The sequence below is a fragment of the Sphingomonas abaci genome (assembly GCF_014199625.1).
Lineage (GTDB): Bacteria > Pseudomonadota > Alphaproteobacteria > Sphingomonadales > Sphingomonadaceae > Sphingomonas > Sphingomonas abaci.
Genome location: NZ_JACHNY010000004.1, coordinates 57,971 through 71,212, shown reverse-complemented (window position 1 = coordinate 71,212; position 13,242 = coordinate 57,971). Strand labels below are relative to the sequence as shown.

Annotated in this window: 18 protein-coding genes; 9 read left to right on the top strand and 9 right to left on the bottom strand. The window is 69.2% G+C overall.

Features of this window, described 5'->3' with window-relative positions:
* Positions 1-17: 17 nt before the first annotated feature.
* Together GGQ96_RS10375 and purE are read right to left on the bottom strand one after the other, a co-directional pair.
* Positions 18-1,100, bottom strand: coding sequence for a 5-(carboxyamino)imidazole ribonucleotide synthase (locus GGQ96_RS10375; protein WP_246360420.1), 1,083 nt, complete (start codon positions 1,098-1,100; stop codon positions 18-20).
* Positions 1,097-1,567 (bottom strand): 5-(carboxyamino)imidazole ribonucleotide mutase, encoded by a 471-nt coding sequence (gene purE, locus GGQ96_RS10370; RefSeq protein WP_184115056.1) that lies wholly within the window; start codon positions 1,565-1,567, stop codon positions 1,097-1,099. The genes GGQ96_RS10375 and purE overlap by 4 nt, the downstream gene beginning before the upstream one ends.
* Positions 1,568-1,709: 142 nt before the next feature.
* Here purE and GGQ96_RS10365 point away from each other — a divergent pair, with 142 nt between their 5' ends.
* On the top strand, positions 1,710-2,366 hold the full coding sequence (locus GGQ96_RS10365; RefSeq protein ID WP_184114371.1) for a YoaK family protein: 657 nt from the start codon (positions 1,710-1,712) through the stop codon (positions 2,364-2,366).
* 15 nt (positions 2,367-2,381) lie between these two features.
* Here GGQ96_RS10365 and GGQ96_RS10360 read toward each other — a convergent pair whose 3' ends face one another.
* Entirely contained in the window at positions 2,382-2,846 is a 465-nt protein-coding gene (locus GGQ96_RS10360; RefSeq protein ID WP_184114369.1) for an AAA family ATPase, read from the bottom strand.
* Between the two features lie 20 nt (positions 2,847-2,866).
* Positions 2,867-3,553 carry a 2,3-diphosphoglycerate-dependent phosphoglycerate mutase gene (gene gpmA, locus GGQ96_RS10355; protein WP_184114367.1) on the bottom strand — a complete coding sequence of 229 codons (687 nt, stop codon included), beginning with the start codon at positions 3,551-3,553 and terminating at the stop codon, positions 2,867-2,869.
* Positions 3,554-3,631: 78 nt separating this feature from the next.
* Between gpmA and GGQ96_RS10350 the strand changes: the two genes are divergently transcribed.
* The gene (locus tag GGQ96_RS10350) at positions 3,632-4,354 is read left to right on the top strand and encodes a dienelactone hydrolase family protein (protein ID WP_184114365.1); all 723 of its coding nucleotides are present in this window, start codon (positions 3,632-3,634) and stop codon (positions 4,352-4,354) included.
* A gap of 194 nt (positions 4,355-4,548) precedes the next feature.
* Here the strand turns inward: GGQ96_RS10350 and GGQ96_RS10345 are convergent, their stop codons facing one another.
* Together GGQ96_RS10345 and GGQ96_RS10340 are read right to left on the bottom strand one after the other, a co-directional pair.
* Positions 4,549-5,667: a M14 family metallopeptidase gene (locus GGQ96_RS10345; protein ID WP_184114363.1), complete on the bottom strand. Its 1,119-nt coding sequence runs from the start codon at positions 5,665-5,667 to the stop codon at positions 4,549-4,551.
* Positions 5,664-6,296 (bottom strand): DUF4136 domain-containing protein, encoded by a 633-nt coding sequence (locus GGQ96_RS10340; RefSeq protein ID WP_184114361.1) that lies wholly within the window; start codon positions 6,294-6,296, stop codon positions 5,664-5,666. The genes GGQ96_RS10345 and GGQ96_RS10340 overlap by 4 nt, the downstream gene beginning before the upstream one ends.
* Before the next feature lie 127 nt (positions 6,297-6,423).
* Between GGQ96_RS10340 and ykgO the strand changes: the two genes are divergently transcribed.
* Together ykgO and GGQ96_RS10330 are read left to right on the top strand one after the other, a co-directional pair.
* Positions 6,424-6,549: a type B 50S ribosomal protein L36 gene (gene ykgO / locus GGQ96_RS10335; RefSeq protein WP_003046794.1), complete on the top strand. Its 126-nt coding sequence runs from the start codon at positions 6,424-6,426 to the stop codon at positions 6,547-6,549.
* 2 nt (positions 6,550-6,551) lie between these two features.
* Positions 6,552-7,163 carry an HAD family hydrolase gene (locus GGQ96_RS10330; RefSeq protein ID WP_184114359.1) on the top strand — a complete coding sequence of 204 codons (612 nt, stop codon included), beginning with the start codon at positions 6,552-6,554 and terminating at the stop codon, positions 7,161-7,163.
* 10 nt (positions 7,164-7,173) lie between these two features.
* Here the strand turns inward: GGQ96_RS10330 and GGQ96_RS10325 are convergent, their stop codons facing one another.
* Positions 7,174-7,794 carry a L,D-transpeptidase family protein gene (locus GGQ96_RS10325; protein ID WP_246360418.1) on the bottom strand — a complete coding sequence of 207 codons (621 nt, stop codon included), beginning with the start codon at positions 7,792-7,794 and terminating at the stop codon, positions 7,174-7,176.
* 244 nt (positions 7,795-8,038) lie between these two features.
* Between GGQ96_RS10325 and GGQ96_RS10320 the strand changes: the two genes are divergently transcribed.
* Positions 8,039-8,698, top strand: a complete 660-nt coding sequence (locus GGQ96_RS10320) for a murein L,D-transpeptidase catalytic domain family protein (protein WP_184114357.1) — start codon at positions 8,039-8,041, stop codon at positions 8,696-8,698.
* Between the two features lie 18 nt (positions 8,699-8,716).
* Here GGQ96_RS10320 and mnmA read toward each other — a convergent pair whose 3' ends face one another.
* On the bottom strand, positions 8,717-9,841 hold the full coding sequence (mnmA, locus tag GGQ96_RS10315; protein ID WP_184115052.1) for a tRNA 2-thiouridine(34) synthase MnmA: 1,125 nt from the start codon (positions 9,839-9,841) through the stop codon (positions 8,717-8,719).
* A 181-nt stretch (positions 9,842-10,022) separates the two neighbouring features.
* On the opposite strand from mnmA, the gene GGQ96_RS10310 reads away from it, so the two are divergent.
* The 3 genes from GGQ96_RS10310 (at position 10,023) to GGQ96_RS10300 (ending at position 10,985) form a co-directional block, all read left to right on the top strand.
* Complete coding sequence (locus tag GGQ96_RS10310) at positions 10,023-10,235, top strand: hypothetical protein (protein WP_184114355.1); 213 nt, start codon at positions 10,023-10,025, stop codon at positions 10,233-10,235.
* 103 nt (positions 10,236-10,338) lie between these two features.
* On the top strand, positions 10,339-10,641 hold the full coding sequence (sciP, locus tag GGQ96_RS10305; RefSeq protein ID WP_125993664.1) for a CtrA inhibitor SciP: 303 nt from the start codon (positions 10,339-10,341) through the stop codon (positions 10,639-10,641).
* A gap of 86 nt (positions 10,642-10,727) precedes the next feature.
* The gene (locus GGQ96_RS10300) at positions 10,728-10,985 is read left to right on the top strand and encodes a GlsB/YeaQ/YmgE family stress response membrane protein (RefSeq protein ID WP_184114353.1); all 258 of its coding nucleotides are present in this window, start codon (positions 10,728-10,730) and stop codon (positions 10,983-10,985) included.
* 129 nt (positions 10,986-11,114) lie between these two features.
* On the opposite strand, the gene GGQ96_RS10295 is transcribed toward GGQ96_RS10300, so the two are convergent.
* Complete coding sequence (locus GGQ96_RS10295; protein WP_184114351.1) at positions 11,115-11,852, bottom strand: SIMPL domain-containing protein; 738 nt, start codon at positions 11,850-11,852, stop codon at positions 11,115-11,117.
* 218 nt (positions 11,853-12,070) lie between these two features.
* Here GGQ96_RS10295 and GGQ96_RS10290 point away from each other — a divergent pair, with 218 nt between their 5' ends.
* Positions 12,071-13,234 carry an efflux RND transporter periplasmic adaptor subunit gene (locus GGQ96_RS10290; protein WP_184114349.1) on the top strand — a complete coding sequence of 388 codons (1,164 nt, stop codon included), beginning with the start codon at positions 12,071-12,073 and terminating at the stop codon, positions 13,232-13,234.
* Positions 13,235-13,242: the final 8 nt, after the last annotated feature.

Sequence of the window (13,242 nt, the reverse complement as noted above, 5' to 3'; positions counted from 1 at the left end):
GCGGCGGTCGCGCCCCTTCAGCGCTCGACGTACGTGACATGCCCCATCTTGCGGCCCGGACGCGCGCTGTTCTTGCCATAGAGGTGCAGATGCGCGCCCGGCTCGATCAGCGCCGTGGCATAGGTGTCGTCGCCGATCAGGTTCCGCATCGTCACGCGTGAGCCGGTCAGATCGGTCCGGCCGAGCGGCAGGCCGCAGATCGCGCGGATATGATTCTCGAACTGCGAACAGTCCGATCCCTCGATCGTCCAATGGCCGCTATTGTGGACGCGCGGCGCCATCTCGTTGAACACCGGCCCTTCGGCCGTGGCGAAGAACTCGCAGGCCAGGACGCCGACATAGTCCAGTTGCTCGGCGATCCGCACCGCCAGGTCGGCGGCCTCGATCGCCTGGGTGCGGACCTCGAGCGGGGCGGGGACGGTGGAGGTGCGCAGGATCGCGTCCTCGTGCACGTTGAGCGGGGTGTCGTAGCGGACGGTCGCGCCGTCCTGCCCACGCGCGATCAGCACCGAAAATTCATGATCGAAGCTGACGAAGGATTCGAGCACCGCCGGCCCGCCGATCGCCGACCAGGCGGCATCCGCATCGGCCGGCGTGCGCAGCCGCGCCTGGCCCTTGCCGTCATAGCCGAAGCGCGTGGTCTTGAGCACGGCGGGCGTGCCGACCGCGGCGATCGCCGCGTCGAGCGCCGCGCGGCTGTCGACCGGCGCCCAGCGCGCGGGCGCGCCGCCGACGCTCTCGACGAAGCGCTTCTCGGCGATGCGTTCCTGCGCCACCGCCAGCGCGCGGGGATGGGGATGGACCGGCACCCGCTCCGCCAGCCACTCGACGGGGGCGAGCGCGATATTCTCGAACTCATAGGTGACGACGTCGCAGGCGGCGGCGAAATCCTCCAGCACGACGCGGTTGTGATAATCGGCGCGGGTCAGGCTGGACGCGGTCTGCGCGGCGACGCTCTCGCGGTCGGGGGCGAGGACATGAGTGCGATACCCGAGCTGGGCGGCGGCGACCGCCAGCATCCGGCCGAGCTGCCCGCCGCCCAGGATGCCGATCGTCGCGCCCGGCGGCAGTGGCATCGGTCGGGATGGGCGCGGGCTCATGCCGCCACCCCGGCGGCGGGATCGAGCGCGACCGACTCGGTCTGCGCCGCGCGCCACGCCTGCAACCGCTCCGCCAGGCCGGCGTCGCTGGTCGCCAGGATCGCGGCGGCGAGCAATCCGGCATTGATCGCCCCGGCCTTGCCGATCGCCAGCGTGCCGACCGGGATGCCGCCCGGCATCTGGACGATCGACAACAGGCTGTCCATGCCCTTCAACGCCTTGGATTCGACCGGTACGCCCAGCACCGGCAGATGGGTCATGGCCGCAGCCATGCCGGGCAGATGCGCCGCGCCGCCCGCGCCCGCGATCACCACCTTCAGCCCGCGCGCCGCCGCGCCCATCGCATAGTCATACAGCCGCTGCGGCGTGCGATGCGCGGAGACCACGCGTGTCTCATGGACCACGCCGAGCGCGTCCAGCGTCTCGGCGGCGTGGCGCATCGTCTCCCAGTCGGATGTCGATCCCATGATGATGCCGACAAGTGGTGCGGACACGGACAGGCTCTCCAGGCAAGGCGAAGGCGCTGCCTAGCGACCGGCATCGCGAATGTCATGGCCGAAAAGGGCGTGACGCTTCCGGCCCGCCGCCGCCCGCGCTAAGCGCGGCGGCATGATCCGCCAGCGCAAGCCTCTCTGGGTCCTGGCCGCCGGGCTGGCGATGCTGGCCGGCTATGTCGATGCGATCGGCTTCCTGCGGCTGGGCGGGTTGTTCGTGTCGTTCATGAGCGGCAATTCGACCCAGCTGGCGGTGGCGATCGCCGGGCACGGCGCAGGCATCGCGCTGGCGGCGGGGCTGGTCGCCGGCTTCGTGCTGGGCGTGGTGCTGGGCGCGCGGGTCGGGCTGGTGGCGGGCGCGCGGCGCAAGCCGGCGGTGCTGGCGCTGGTGACGCTGCTGCTGGCGCTGGCGACGGCGGTGGGGACGATGACGCCTGCGCCGACGGCGGCCCTGGTCCTGCTGGCGCTGGCGATGGGGGCGGAGAACAACGTCTTCCAGCGCGGCGGCGAGGTGAGCGTCGGCGTCACCTATATGACGGGTACGCTGGTGAAGCTGGGTCAAAATCTCGCCGTGGCGAGCGCCGGCGGCCCGCGCTGGCGCTGGCTGCCTTATCTGCTGCTCTGGTCGGGGCTGGTCGCGGGCGCGGTCGCGGGGGCGACGTTCTATCCGCGTTACGGCCTCGATGCGCTTTGGGGCGCGGTCGCGGCGGCGGCGGTGCTGACGGCGATGGCGTGGATGGCGGGGCCGGTGGAGACGTGGGAATCTTCGTGACCGCCAATCACGGTCTCAACCAGAATCCCGGATGACCCGCACACGCACGAAGCCCTCCGTCCGCTGCGGAGGTTCGAACTGTTCGGCGACCGATCGAATGGCGGCCTCTGGTACGATCTGATCCTGGGGACGCTGACCATTGCGCGCCAGCGCGACGGCGATGGGAGCGTCGATCCAGACCGCTTCGATACTGGCTCCCACCCGGTGGGCAAGATCGACGACGGGCGCGCGGTTACGGGCTCGTGGTAACGCGGCATCGAAATAGATGGTGCCGGGGCGGGCGGGCTGTTCGCTGATCCAGCGGGTCTTTCCAGCCCCCTGGAGTCCGCAGACCAGCACCACCCGAGCATTTTGCCCGGCATCGGCAATGGCCTGTTCCAGCCGTTGGAGGGAATGCCGCCACGCCTCGGCATGGCGTTCCGGCGTCCAGACGCGACCGGCATCGGTTTCCAGATCATCGTCCGGGTTGATGCTGGTCACGTCCGATGTCCCTGATCCTGTCAGCGCTCCGACAGATAGTAGCGGTCGAGGGCGTTCAGATCGTCGTCCAGCTCATAGACGATCGGCTGCGCGGTCGGGATTTCCAGCCCGGTGATCTCGTCATCGGGGATGTTGGACAGGTGCTTGACCAGCGCGCGCAGCGAATTGCCGTGTGCGGAGATCAGCACCCGGTTGCCGCCCTTCAAGGCCGGCGCGATCCGCTCGTCCCAATAGGGCAGGACGCGGGCGATCGTGTCCTTCAGGCTCTCCGTATTGGGAATGTCGATCCCGGCGTAGCGACGGTCGTTCCCGAGGTCGAAGGGGGAGCCGGCCTCCTGCGGGGGCGGGGGCACGTCGAAGCTGCGGCGCCAGACCTTCACCTGGTCGTCGCCATGCTTGGCCGCCGTCTCCGCCTTGTCCAGCCCGGTCAGGCCGCCATAATGGCGCTCGTTCAGTCGCCAATGCTTCTCGGTCGGCAGCCACAGCCGGCCCATCGCCTCCAGTGCCAGGTTCAGCGTCTTGATCGCGCGGGTCTGGAGCGAGGTGAAGGTCAGGTCGAAGTCGAGGCCCTTCTCCGCCATCAGCGCGCCCGCCGCGCGCGCCTCGGCCGCGCCCTGCTCGGTCACGTCGACATCCCACCAGCCGGTGAAGCGGTTCTCCAGATTCCAGGTCGACTGGCCGTGGCGGATGAGGACGAGCGTGGGCATGGCGGCTCCTTGCAGCAAGATGAGGCGTTGCCCTAGCGGCTTGCGCGGGCGGGGCCAATCGCAGGAGTGAGGATGGCGATGACGATCGAACGACAGAAGCTGGTGTATGATGGCCCGGGTGGCCCGTTCGAGGGCGTGGCGGTGCGCGACACGGATGCGGCAGGCGCGCGGCCGGGCGTGCTGGTGGTGCCCAACATCCTGGGCGCGAAGGACAGCGATGCCGAGGTGGCGGCGCGGCTGGCGGCGCTGGGCTATGTCGCGCTGGTCGCCGACGTCTATGGCCAGGGCAAGCGCGCTAGGCGCGGCGAGCCGGACGTGTCGCGCTACATGGACCCGCTCAACGCCGACCGCGCGCTGTTGCGCGATCGGCTGGCGGCGTCGCTGGCGGCGTTGAAGGCGCTGTCCGGCGTCGATGGCGGGCGCTGTGCGGCGATCGGCTATTGCTTCGGTGGCAAGGCGGTGATCGACATGGCCCGGGCCGGTCTCGGCGTGCTGGGCGTGGTGTCGTTCCATGGCCTCTACGACCGGCCCGACTATCCGACGCAGGACCGGATCGCGGCGAAGCTGCTGGTCTGTCACGGCTGGGACGATCCGCTCGCGCGTCCGGAAGCGCTGGTCGGCCTGGGGCAGGAGCTGACCGCGGCGGGGGCGGACTGGCAGATCCACGCCTATGGCCATGCCGGCCATGCCTTCACCGACCGGGCGGTGGCGAAGACCGATGGGGGCTTTGGCCATGACGAACCCGCCGACCGGCGAAGCTGGCGCGCCGCGACCGATTTCCTGGCGGAGGTGCTGGGCTGATTCTGGGCTGACATCGCCCGAACACCTGACCATCCCGGCGAAGGCTGGGGTCCGGTTACGGACCGTTTCGATGGACTTGCAAACGTCCCCCAACTGGATTCCGGCCTTCGCCGGGAGGATGGACCGTGATGTTCGCAGAGTTCTGGCCTCCACCGGGAGTGGAGCGTGGGGGGAGTGCATTACTCCCCCCGGCGTCAGAACTGGTCGAGCATGTCGTGGAGCGTCTCCAGCATCGCATGGGCGAGGCGCTTGGAGCGGTCCGGACTCCAGCCGAATTCGGGATCGGCGTTGGGATCATGGTCCTTGAACGGCATCTCCAGCGTCATCGATACCGCGCCGAACCGCTCGGCGAGCTGGTTGGTCGACATGGACAGGTTGGCATTGCCCGCCGACGCCTTCTCATAGCCCTGCTCGGTCTGGAACTCCGGCGTGTGCGCGGCGAGGCGGCGGCCAAATTCGTAGAATTTGGCGCCGTGATCCTCGGTCCAGCTCGGAATGCCCTCATAGCCGGCGAGGAAGTTGGCGGGGATCGCCTCGTCGCCATGCACGTCGATCGCGACATCGACGCCGGTTTCGTCCATCCGGTCGCGCACGCACAGCACTTCCGGGCTGCGCTCGGGCGTGGGGGCGTGCCATTCGCGGTTGAGGTTCACGCCCGCCGCGTTGGTGCGCAGATGACCGCGCCGCGTGCCGTCCGGGTTCATGTTGGGCACGACATGGACGGTCGCTCGGGCGAGCAGGTCGGCGGTGACCGGATCGGCCGCATCCGTCAGCCGCTCCAGCGCGCCTTCCATCCACCATTCGGTCATCGATTCGCCCGGATGCTGGCGGCCATAGAGCCAGACCTGCTTCGGGCCGGTGCCGATCCGGAAATAGTCGATCGCCTGCCCGTCCAGGCTCTGTCCCAGCTCGCGATGCTCGATGCCGGGCGCCTGGGCGATGCGGGCGACCAGGGCCTCGTGCATCTCCATCGTATAGGGCGCGAAATAGGCGAACCAGGCGAGCGGCGCGTCGCCCGTCCACTGCCATTCCAGCACGCCATCGGCATAGCGCGTTTCGGTCTGCCGCCAGGCCAGCCGGTCGGTCGAGGCGCGCACCTTGTAGCCCGGCCAGCCGAACGGATAGGCCGAACCGCCCGCGTTCACGATGCGGAAGGTCAGCGTCCGCCCCGCCGCCCCGGCGACGCGGAAGGAGAACCACTGGTAGAAATCCGAATCCTTGTCGCGGACGATCTCCAGGTCGACCCGGTCGCCCTCGATGGCGACCACGCGGATGTTGCCGCCATCGAAGGCGGCGTTGACGATGATGCTCATTTGACCTGGATAGTCCGGCCGGACTCGCCCGGAAAGCCCGTGAACAGGGCGGCGGCGAGCTTGTTCGCCTCGGCGCCGACATCGCTGGCGGCATTGCGCGGGTCGCTGATCGAATGGGCGCGCCCCTCCCACACAGGGCTCTGGTCGACGCTGCGCTTGATCGTGACCGCCAGCTCGGTGGCGATCATCGTGCGTGGGCCGCCGCCGCCGATCGGAAAATTGACGCCGCCGCCCAGCCCAACGCCACCGCCGCGCCCGCCGCCGAACGATCCGCCGCCCAGGCCGATCGACACCGGCGAGCGCCGCGCCGGACCCTCCACATCGGCACGGGTGAAGCCGACCGTGGCGATCAGCTGCGGCTTGGCGCCGGGCTTGGCGAGCGCGTAGCCGTTGCGCAGGAGCTGCGTCTCGACCGCGGCGGCATAGGTCTTGAACTCCAGGCTGGCCGGCGCATTCTCCGCCCCCAGCGGCTGGACCGAGATGGTGCCCCGGTCGATCGGCTCGCCCAGGTGATAGCGCAGCACCTCGGTCGGCGGCAGCGATGTGGTGGTGGCGCAGGCGGACAGGCAGGCGGACAGGGCCGCGATCGGCAGCAGGGCCGGGAGGAGGGGGACGCGGCGGAGGGACATGGACAAGGGCCTCTTGGGAACAGTTGCGACAGCGTAACGCACCGATGGCGGCCTGCGTTGCTTGACTCAAGCCCCATCCTTCCCTAGGCGGCGGGACTTTCCGACACCATCCCAACAGAAGTGCGCCATGAAAATTCGCAACAGCCTGAAGTCGCTGAAGGACCGTCATCGCGACAACCGCGTGATCCGCCGTCGCGGTCGCACCTATGTCATCAACAAGACCAACCGCCGGTTCAAGGCCCGCCAGGGCTGAACATGACGCCCAAGGCCGTTATCTTCGATATCGGTCGCGTCCTGTACCATTGGGACCCCAGGTTCCTCTACGAGCGCCTCATCCCCGAGGGTGAGGCGCTCGACGCGTTCCTGCGCGAGGTCGTGACGCACGACTGGCATTACCAGCACGACGAGGGGCGCGACTTCGCCGACACCTCGGCGGAGCTGATCGCGCGCTTCCCGCAGCACGCGGCGCTGATCGCCGCCTGGGGCCCGCGATTCGGCGAGAGCATCCCGGGGCCGGTCGAGCATATGCACGGGCTGGTCGAACGCCTCGATGCGGCCGGCGTGCCGCTGTTCGCGATCACCAACTTCAGTCACGAATTCTTCCCGCCCTTCCGCGCGCGGGAAGCCGCGCTGTTCGACCGGTTCCGCGACATCGTCGTGTCCGGCGACGAGAAGCGGGTAAAGCCCGACCCGGCGCTCTATCGCCTAGCGCTCGATCGATTCGGCCTGCGGCCGGACGAGGCGGTGTTCATCGACGACAATGCCGCCAACGTCGCCGGCGCGGAGGCGATCGGCCTGCGCTCGATCCTGTTCATCGGGGCCGGAGACTGCGTCGCCCGCCTGCGCGCGCTGGGGCTGCCGGCCTAGGCCTGGCGGCTCAGCGGTCCAGCGCGGCGATCTGCGCGGCGTTGGCGCGGCTGGCCTCGGTCTGGAGCAGGCTGCGGTCGAGTCGGTCGCCCACCACCGCCTCGTCGGTGATGACCACCGTGGTGCCGAGCGTGGTCACGCCGAACAGTTTCTTCGCGAACCCGGTCGGCAGGCGGACGCAGCCGTGCGAGTCGGGAAAGCCGGGATTGTTGCCGGCATGGAGCGCGATCCCGTCCCAGGTCAGGCGCTGCATGTACGGCATCGGCGCGCCGTCATAGATGTTGGAGCGGTGATCCTTGTTCTTCTGAAGGATCGGATAGACACCGGTCGGCGTGTCGTTGCCGTCGCGGCCGGTCGAGACGGTGGAGGCCGCGACCAGCACGTCGCCGCGATAGACATAGGCGCGCTGGAGCGGCAGGCTGACCACCAGTGTGACGGGCTGGGCCAGGGCAACGGGGCTCGGCTGGCCCGGCGCGGCCGGCGGGGGCGCGGCGTCCGCCCAGACATAGTCGTTGGGGGCCAGTTCGGCGGCGGCCGCGTCGATCATCGCCGCTTCGGACCGGGCGAGGGCCGGTTGCGCGACCATTATCGCGCCCGTCATGGCCAACAATGTAACCGCCATCTTCTTCATCGCGTTCGTCCCCTTGTCTATCCCCTTTCTGGATTCGTTAACGCGCGATGCGACGAACGGTGCCATGCCGGACTCGCGGCGAACGGTGGGAAGGATGCGGCGGAGCGACCGGAAAACGGGAACGAGCGGCGGCGCGCGCTACAGAAATGCAAGGCTTTCGGTGCTATAGGATGGCTTGCGGGGTTCACAACGATCCGGGAAGTCGATGCACGATCACGAGGTCGCGCGCGGACGGCGCGCGCTGATGAAAAATGCTCTGGTACTGGCGGCGACCATGGCGGTGCCGAGCGCGGCGATGTCGACGCCGCGCCGCCTCAGCCAGCGCGACCTGAAGCCGCTCACTGCGCCCGATGCGCCGGCGGCGACGCTGACCGAGCCGGTCTTCTCCGCCCGGGTCGTGCGTCCCGAGCTCTTCCGCCAGGCCTATGCCGCGCTCCAGCGTCATGGCAGCCGCATCCCCCATCGCGACCGCATGGCGATCGTCGACTTCACCGCCGGGTCGAACCAGCCGCGCTTCCACTTCGTCGACTTGGCGAGCGGGCGCAGCCAGTCGCTGCGCGTGGCGCATGGCAGCGGCTCGGACCCGGCCCATACCGGCTATCTGAAGCGCTTCTCCAACGACTTCGGCTCGAACGCCTCGTCCGAGGGCGCCTTTCTGACCGACGATTATTATGTCGGCCGGCACGGCCGGTCGCAGCGGCTGATCGGGCTGGACCCGACCAACAACAATGCGCTCGATCGCGCCATCGTGATCCACTCGGCCTGGTACGCCAATGAGGACATGCTGCGCACCCACGGCATGCTTGGCCGCAGCCAGGGCTGTTTCGCGGTCGGCGAGAACGACCTGGACCAGGTGTTCGCGCGGCTGGGCCAGGGTCGGATGATCTACGCCGCCAAGGTGTGAGGGCCGGCGGCGGGGCGATCAGGCCGCTTCCATCGCCGCCAGCGCCCGGTCGGCCGCCTCGGTCTGCGCGATCCAGCCGCCGCCCAGCACCCGCTCGCCGGCATAAAGTACGGCCGCCTGGCCCGGCGCGACGCCATATTCGGGCGAATCGAACACCAGCCGCGCTCCGTCGAACCGCGCCGGCACCGGCTTGGCCATCGACCGCACCTTGGCGGTCAGCGGTCCCTGGTGATCGCCGCCGATCCAGTTGACCCCGTCCAGCCGCGCCGCCGACACCGCCAGCGCCCGGCGCGGGCCGACCACGACGCGGCGGCGCTCCGGCTCCAGCCGCACGACATAGAGCGGCTCGGGCGCGCCGCCGATCTCCAGCCCGCGGCGCTGCCCCACGGTGAAGTGGATCAGGCCGCGATGGCGGCCGAGCACCCGGCCGGACAGGTCGACGATCTCCCCGGCCGTCTCGGCCTCGGGGCGCAGCTTGCGGACCAGGCCGGCATAGTCGCCGTCGGGGACGAAGCAGATGTCCTGGCTGTCGGGCTTGGTGGCGACGCCCAGGCCGAGGTCCGCGGCAATCTCGCGCACCCGCGCCTTGGGCAGGGCGCCGAGCGGGAAGCGGCAGTAATCGAGCTGGCCCTGCGTGGTGGCGAACAGGAAATAGCTCTGGTCGCGCGCCGGATCGGCGCCGCGATGCATTTCCGCCCCCGCCGGTCCGTCGATCCGCTGCACATAATGGCCCGTGGCCAGGCAATCCGCGCCGAGATCACGCGCCATCGCCAGCAGGTCGGTGAATTTCGGCCCCATATTGCACTGGACGCACGGGATCGGCGTCCGCCCCGCCAGATATTCGTCGGCGAAACGGTCGACCACATTGGCGCGGAACGAGTCCTCGTGATCCAGCACGTAATGCGGGATTCCGAGCCGGTCGCAGACGGCGCGCGCGTCGCGGATATCCCGCCCGGCGCAGCAGGCCCCGGCACGCTTGGTCGCCTCGCCATGGTCATAGAGCTGGAGCGTGACGCCGATCGTCTCCGCGCCGCTCGCCTTGGCCAGCGCCGCCACCACCGACGAATCGACGCCCCCCGACATGGCGACGACGATCCGCCGGCGTGCGATGTCCGGCCCCAACTGGAAATCCACCTCGGTCATTCGTCCTATATAGTCGCTCAGCCGCCGCCCGGCCATGCCCGGCGATCGTCGCCAACCCTTTGGAAAACGGGTTGAACCGTTCTGGGGTTAAGACAGGTTCACGAACTCTTTCCAACAGCTTTACCGGGTTTTCATGCCCTTGGCGCTAAGCCGGCCGAACGATTGGCGACAGAGGCGTTCCTTGGACCTGAGCTTTCCCCGTTTCGATCGGTCGGCGGACCTGGTCACCTGGCGCGGCGATTGGGCCGTGCTGATGGTGGGCGTGGCCGCCCGGCAGCTCGAAAGCGAGACGGCCGAAGTCCAGGCGCGGCTCGAGGCCGGTCCGTTCGCTCCGGTCGATGGCGCCTTCAACCGTGCCGTCGCCGACGCGATCACCCTGTGGAGAGAGGCGTGAAGAGGCCGTTTACCGCGGCGTTTCAGCCGATCTTCAAGTCCCGCCGGTATCAGCGTGACACGCGTTCAGAAAGGGGGCCGGGCTTCCCCGGTTGAGGTAGAATATGATTCAGAACGAAAAAATCCGCCCCGCCAAGGTCATCGGTCCGCTTGGGGAACCCCTGACCGTCGACAGCCTGCCGCCGCCCTCGACCACCCGCTGGGTGGTGCGCCGCAAGGCCGAGGTGGTCGCCGCGGTGAATGGCGGCCTGCTGACCGTGGACGAGGTCTGCGAGCGATATGGCCTGACGGTCGAGGAATTCGCCGGCTGGCAGCGGGCGATCGATCGGTCGGGGATGCCGGGCCTGCGCGTGACCCGCATCCAGCATTATCGTTCCCTGTACGAGCGTCAGCAGCAGAAATATTGATCGGACCGGAGCCGGAACAAGAATAGCCCCTCGCGAGTCTTTCCCCCACTGCCCCGTCGCAAGGGCTTGTAACGGAGGGATTGGAAATGGGCATCATTCTGTGGCTGGTCATCGGCGGCGTCATCGGCTGGCTGGCGAGCATCATCATGCGCACCGATGCGCAGCAGGGCATCTTCCTGAACATCGTGGTCGGGATCGTCGGCGCCTTCATCGGCGGCCTGGTCATCTCGGGCGGTTCGATCAACAGCGCCCCGCTGACCATCACGTCGTTCCTGGTGTCGCTGCTGGGTGCGGTCATCCTGCTGGCGATCGTCAATCTGGTGCGTCGCGGCAGCGTGCGCTGATCGCCCGAAACGCTTGGGTTGAAAAAGGGCCGTCCGGCATGCCGGACGGCCCTTTTCTTTTAGCATCGGAACGATCGTGGCGGATGGCGGACCTGTCCTTTTTTCGGACAGGTCCGCCGCATTAACGGATCAGCCGAGCAGGAAGCGGACCTGCAGCGTCGCGGTGATGTCCTTCTCGCCCGCCACGATCGGCGTATCGGCCTTCATCGCCATGGCGCGCGCCATCAGCATCGGTGGCTGGCCAGGCCCGCCGGCATCCTGCCCGGCCTCGGTGATCGAGACGATGCGCAGCACGCGCAGGCCGGCGGCGCGGGCATAGAGGTCGGCGCGCGCGCGGGCCCGCTTCACCGCATCGGTCCGTGCCTCGTCCAGCGCGGCGTCGGGTTCGCCGATCGACAGATTCGGTCCCTCGATCTGGTTGGCGCCCTGCGCGACCAACGCATCCAGCACCTTGCCGGCGCGTGCGATGTCGCGGAAGCGGATCGTGACGCTGTTGGTCGCCTGATAGCCGGTGATGACCGGCGGCTGGTTCTCCTGATAGCGATATTGCGGCGATAGCTGGACGTTGGCGGTGGCGATGTCGCGCTGGGCGATGCCCGCCGCCTTCAGTCCCGCCAGCACTCGCGTCATCGCATTGGCATTGGCGGCAAGCGCGCCGGCGGCGTCCGCGCCCTGGTTGACGACGCCGGCGCGAATCGTCGCCACGTCGGGCACGCGCGTGGTGCGACCCTCCGCCGTCACGTCGAGCAGCGTGCCGCTGGCGGACACCATCGGCAGCACGCTCGTTTCCTGCTGCGCCAGGGCGGCGGCGGGCAGGGCGGTGGCGGCGGGCACGGCGGCGGCGGCAAGCAGAACGAGGTGACGCATCTGGACATTCTCCCCAAGATCAGGCCGCGTCTTTGATCTGCCTTGTCCAAACCGGGGCTGAACGACACGCGACAAAACGGTATCAGGATGCGCCGCTTTGCATCCGATATGGCTTTACTGCGGCCAACCACAGGGACTTGAGCCCGGTGATATATTCAGATAATACAGCATGAGACGGGCGGCGCGATGTTGCGCGGCGGGACGGGGATGGCGACAGGATGAACTACGAGACCGGCACGATCGCGCAGGAACGGCTGGCCGGCCCGGACCCGGCGCCGGCGCGCGGGCGGCGGCGCTGGATGGTCGCGCTCGTCGTCGTGCTGCTGGTCGCCGTCGCCGCCTGGGCCCTGTTCGGGCGCGGTCACAAGGGCGCGGCGGCCAAGCCGGTGGAGCAGTTGCCGACCGTGTCCGTGATCGCGCCCGGCCGCTCGACGGTCGACCGGCTTATCCAGGCGACGGGGACGCTGGCGGCGCGGCGCGAGATGCCGGTCGGCGTCGCGGGCGAGGGCGGCATGATCACACGCGTGCTGGTCGAGCCCGGCGCCTGGGTGAAGGCTGGGCAGGTGCTCGCTACCGTCGACCGGTCGGTGCAGACCCAGACCGCCGCCGCGCTTGGCGCGCAGGTTAATGTCGCTCAGGCCGATCTGGTGTTGGCGCAGGCCGAGCTGGACCGGGCCAGGGCGCTGGTCGACCGCGGCTTCATCTCCAAGGCCGATCTGCAACGCCGCACCGCGACCCGCGACGCGGCGGCGGCGCGGGTGAAGGTGGCGGGCGCCAGCTATGCCGAGGCGCGCGCGCGCAACGGCCGGCTGGATATCCGCGCCCCCGCCGACGGGCTGGTGCTGACCCGCCAGGCCGAACCGGGCCAGGTGGTCGGGGCGGGCACCGGCGTGCTGTTCCGCATGGCGCAGGGCGGCCAGATGGAGATGCGCGCGCAGTTGAGCGAGGCCGACCTGGTCGGCCTGTCGCCGGGCGCGCGCGCGGTCGTGACGCCGGTCGGATCGACCCGCACCTTCAAGGGCGAGGTGTGGCAGGTGTCGCCGGTGATCGACCCGCAAACGCGCCAGGGTGTCGCGCGCGTGCTGCTGACCTATGACCCGGCGCTGCGGCCCGGTGGTTTCGCCGCGGCGCAGATCGTCAGCGGCGTCAGCTACCAGCCGCTGCTGCCCGACTCGGCGCTGCAGAGCGACGACCGCGGCGCCTATGTCTATATCGTCGATGCGCAGGACAAGGTGCAGCGCCGCGACGTGAAGCTGGGCCAGGTGTCCGACGCGGGCGTCGCGATCACCAGCGGGTTGAACGGCACCGAGCGGGTGGTGCGCTCGGCAGGCGGCTTCCTGGCGCCGGGGCAGAAGATCAAGCCCGTCCTCCAAAAGGCATAAGGGGCGAT

Coding starts and splice junctions, on each gene's coding strand:
- GGQ96_RS10375 (WP_246360420.1), bottom strand. CDS start 1,100: ATGAGCCCGCGCCCATCCCGACCGATGCCACTGCCGCCGGGCGCGACG.
- purE (WP_184115056.1), bottom strand. CDS start 1,567: ATGGGATCGACATCCGACTGGGAGACGATGCGCCACGCCGCCGAGACG.
- GGQ96_RS10365 (WP_184114371.1), top strand. CDS start 1,710: ATGATCCGCCAGCGCAAGCCTCTCTGGGTCCTGGCCGCCGGGCTGGCG.
- gpmA (WP_184114367.1), bottom strand. CDS start 3,553: ATGCCCACGCTCGTCCTCATCCGCCACGGCCAGTCGACCTGGAATCTG.
- GGQ96_RS10350 (WP_184114365.1), top strand. CDS start 3,632: ATGACGATCGAACGACAGAAGCTGGTGTATGATGGCCCGGGTGGCCCG.
- GGQ96_RS10345 (WP_184114363.1), bottom strand. CDS start 5,667: ATGAGCATCATCGTCAACGCCGCCTTCGATGGCGGCAACATCCGCGTG.
- GGQ96_RS10340 (WP_184114361.1), bottom strand. CDS start 6,296: ATGTCCCTCCGCCGCGTCCCCCTCCTCCCGGCCCTGCTGCCGATCGCG.
- ykgO (WP_003046794.1), top strand. CDS start 6,424: ATGAAAATTCGCAACAGCCTGAAGTCGCTGAAGGACCGTCATCGCGAC.
- GGQ96_RS10330 (WP_184114359.1), top strand. CDS start 6,552: ATGACGCCCAAGGCCGTTATCTTCGATATCGGTCGCGTCCTGTACCAT.
- GGQ96_RS10325 (WP_246360418.1), bottom strand. CDS start 7,794: ATGAAGAAGATGGCGGTTACATTGTTGGCCATGACGGGCGCGATAATG.
- GGQ96_RS10320 (WP_184114357.1), top strand. CDS start 8,039: ATGAAAAATGCTCTGGTACTGGCGGCGACCATGGCGGTGCCGAGCGCG.
- mnmA (WP_184115052.1), bottom strand. CDS start 9,841: ATGACCGAGGTGGATTTCCAGTTGGGGCCGGACATCGCACGCCGGCGG.
- sciP (WP_125993664.1), top strand. CDS start 10,339: ATGATTCAGAACGAAAAAATCCGCCCCGCCAAGGTCATCGGTCCGCTT.
- GGQ96_RS10300 (WP_184114353.1), top strand. CDS start 10,728: ATGGGCATCATTCTGTGGCTGGTCATCGGCGGCGTCATCGGCTGGCTG.
- GGQ96_RS10295 (WP_184114351.1), bottom strand. CDS start 11,852: ATGCGTCACCTCGTTCTGCTTGCCGCCGCCGCCGTGCCCGCCGCCACC.
- GGQ96_RS10290 (WP_184114349.1), top strand. CDS start 12,071: ATGAACTACGAGACCGGCACGATCGCGCAGGAACGGCTGGCCGGCCCG.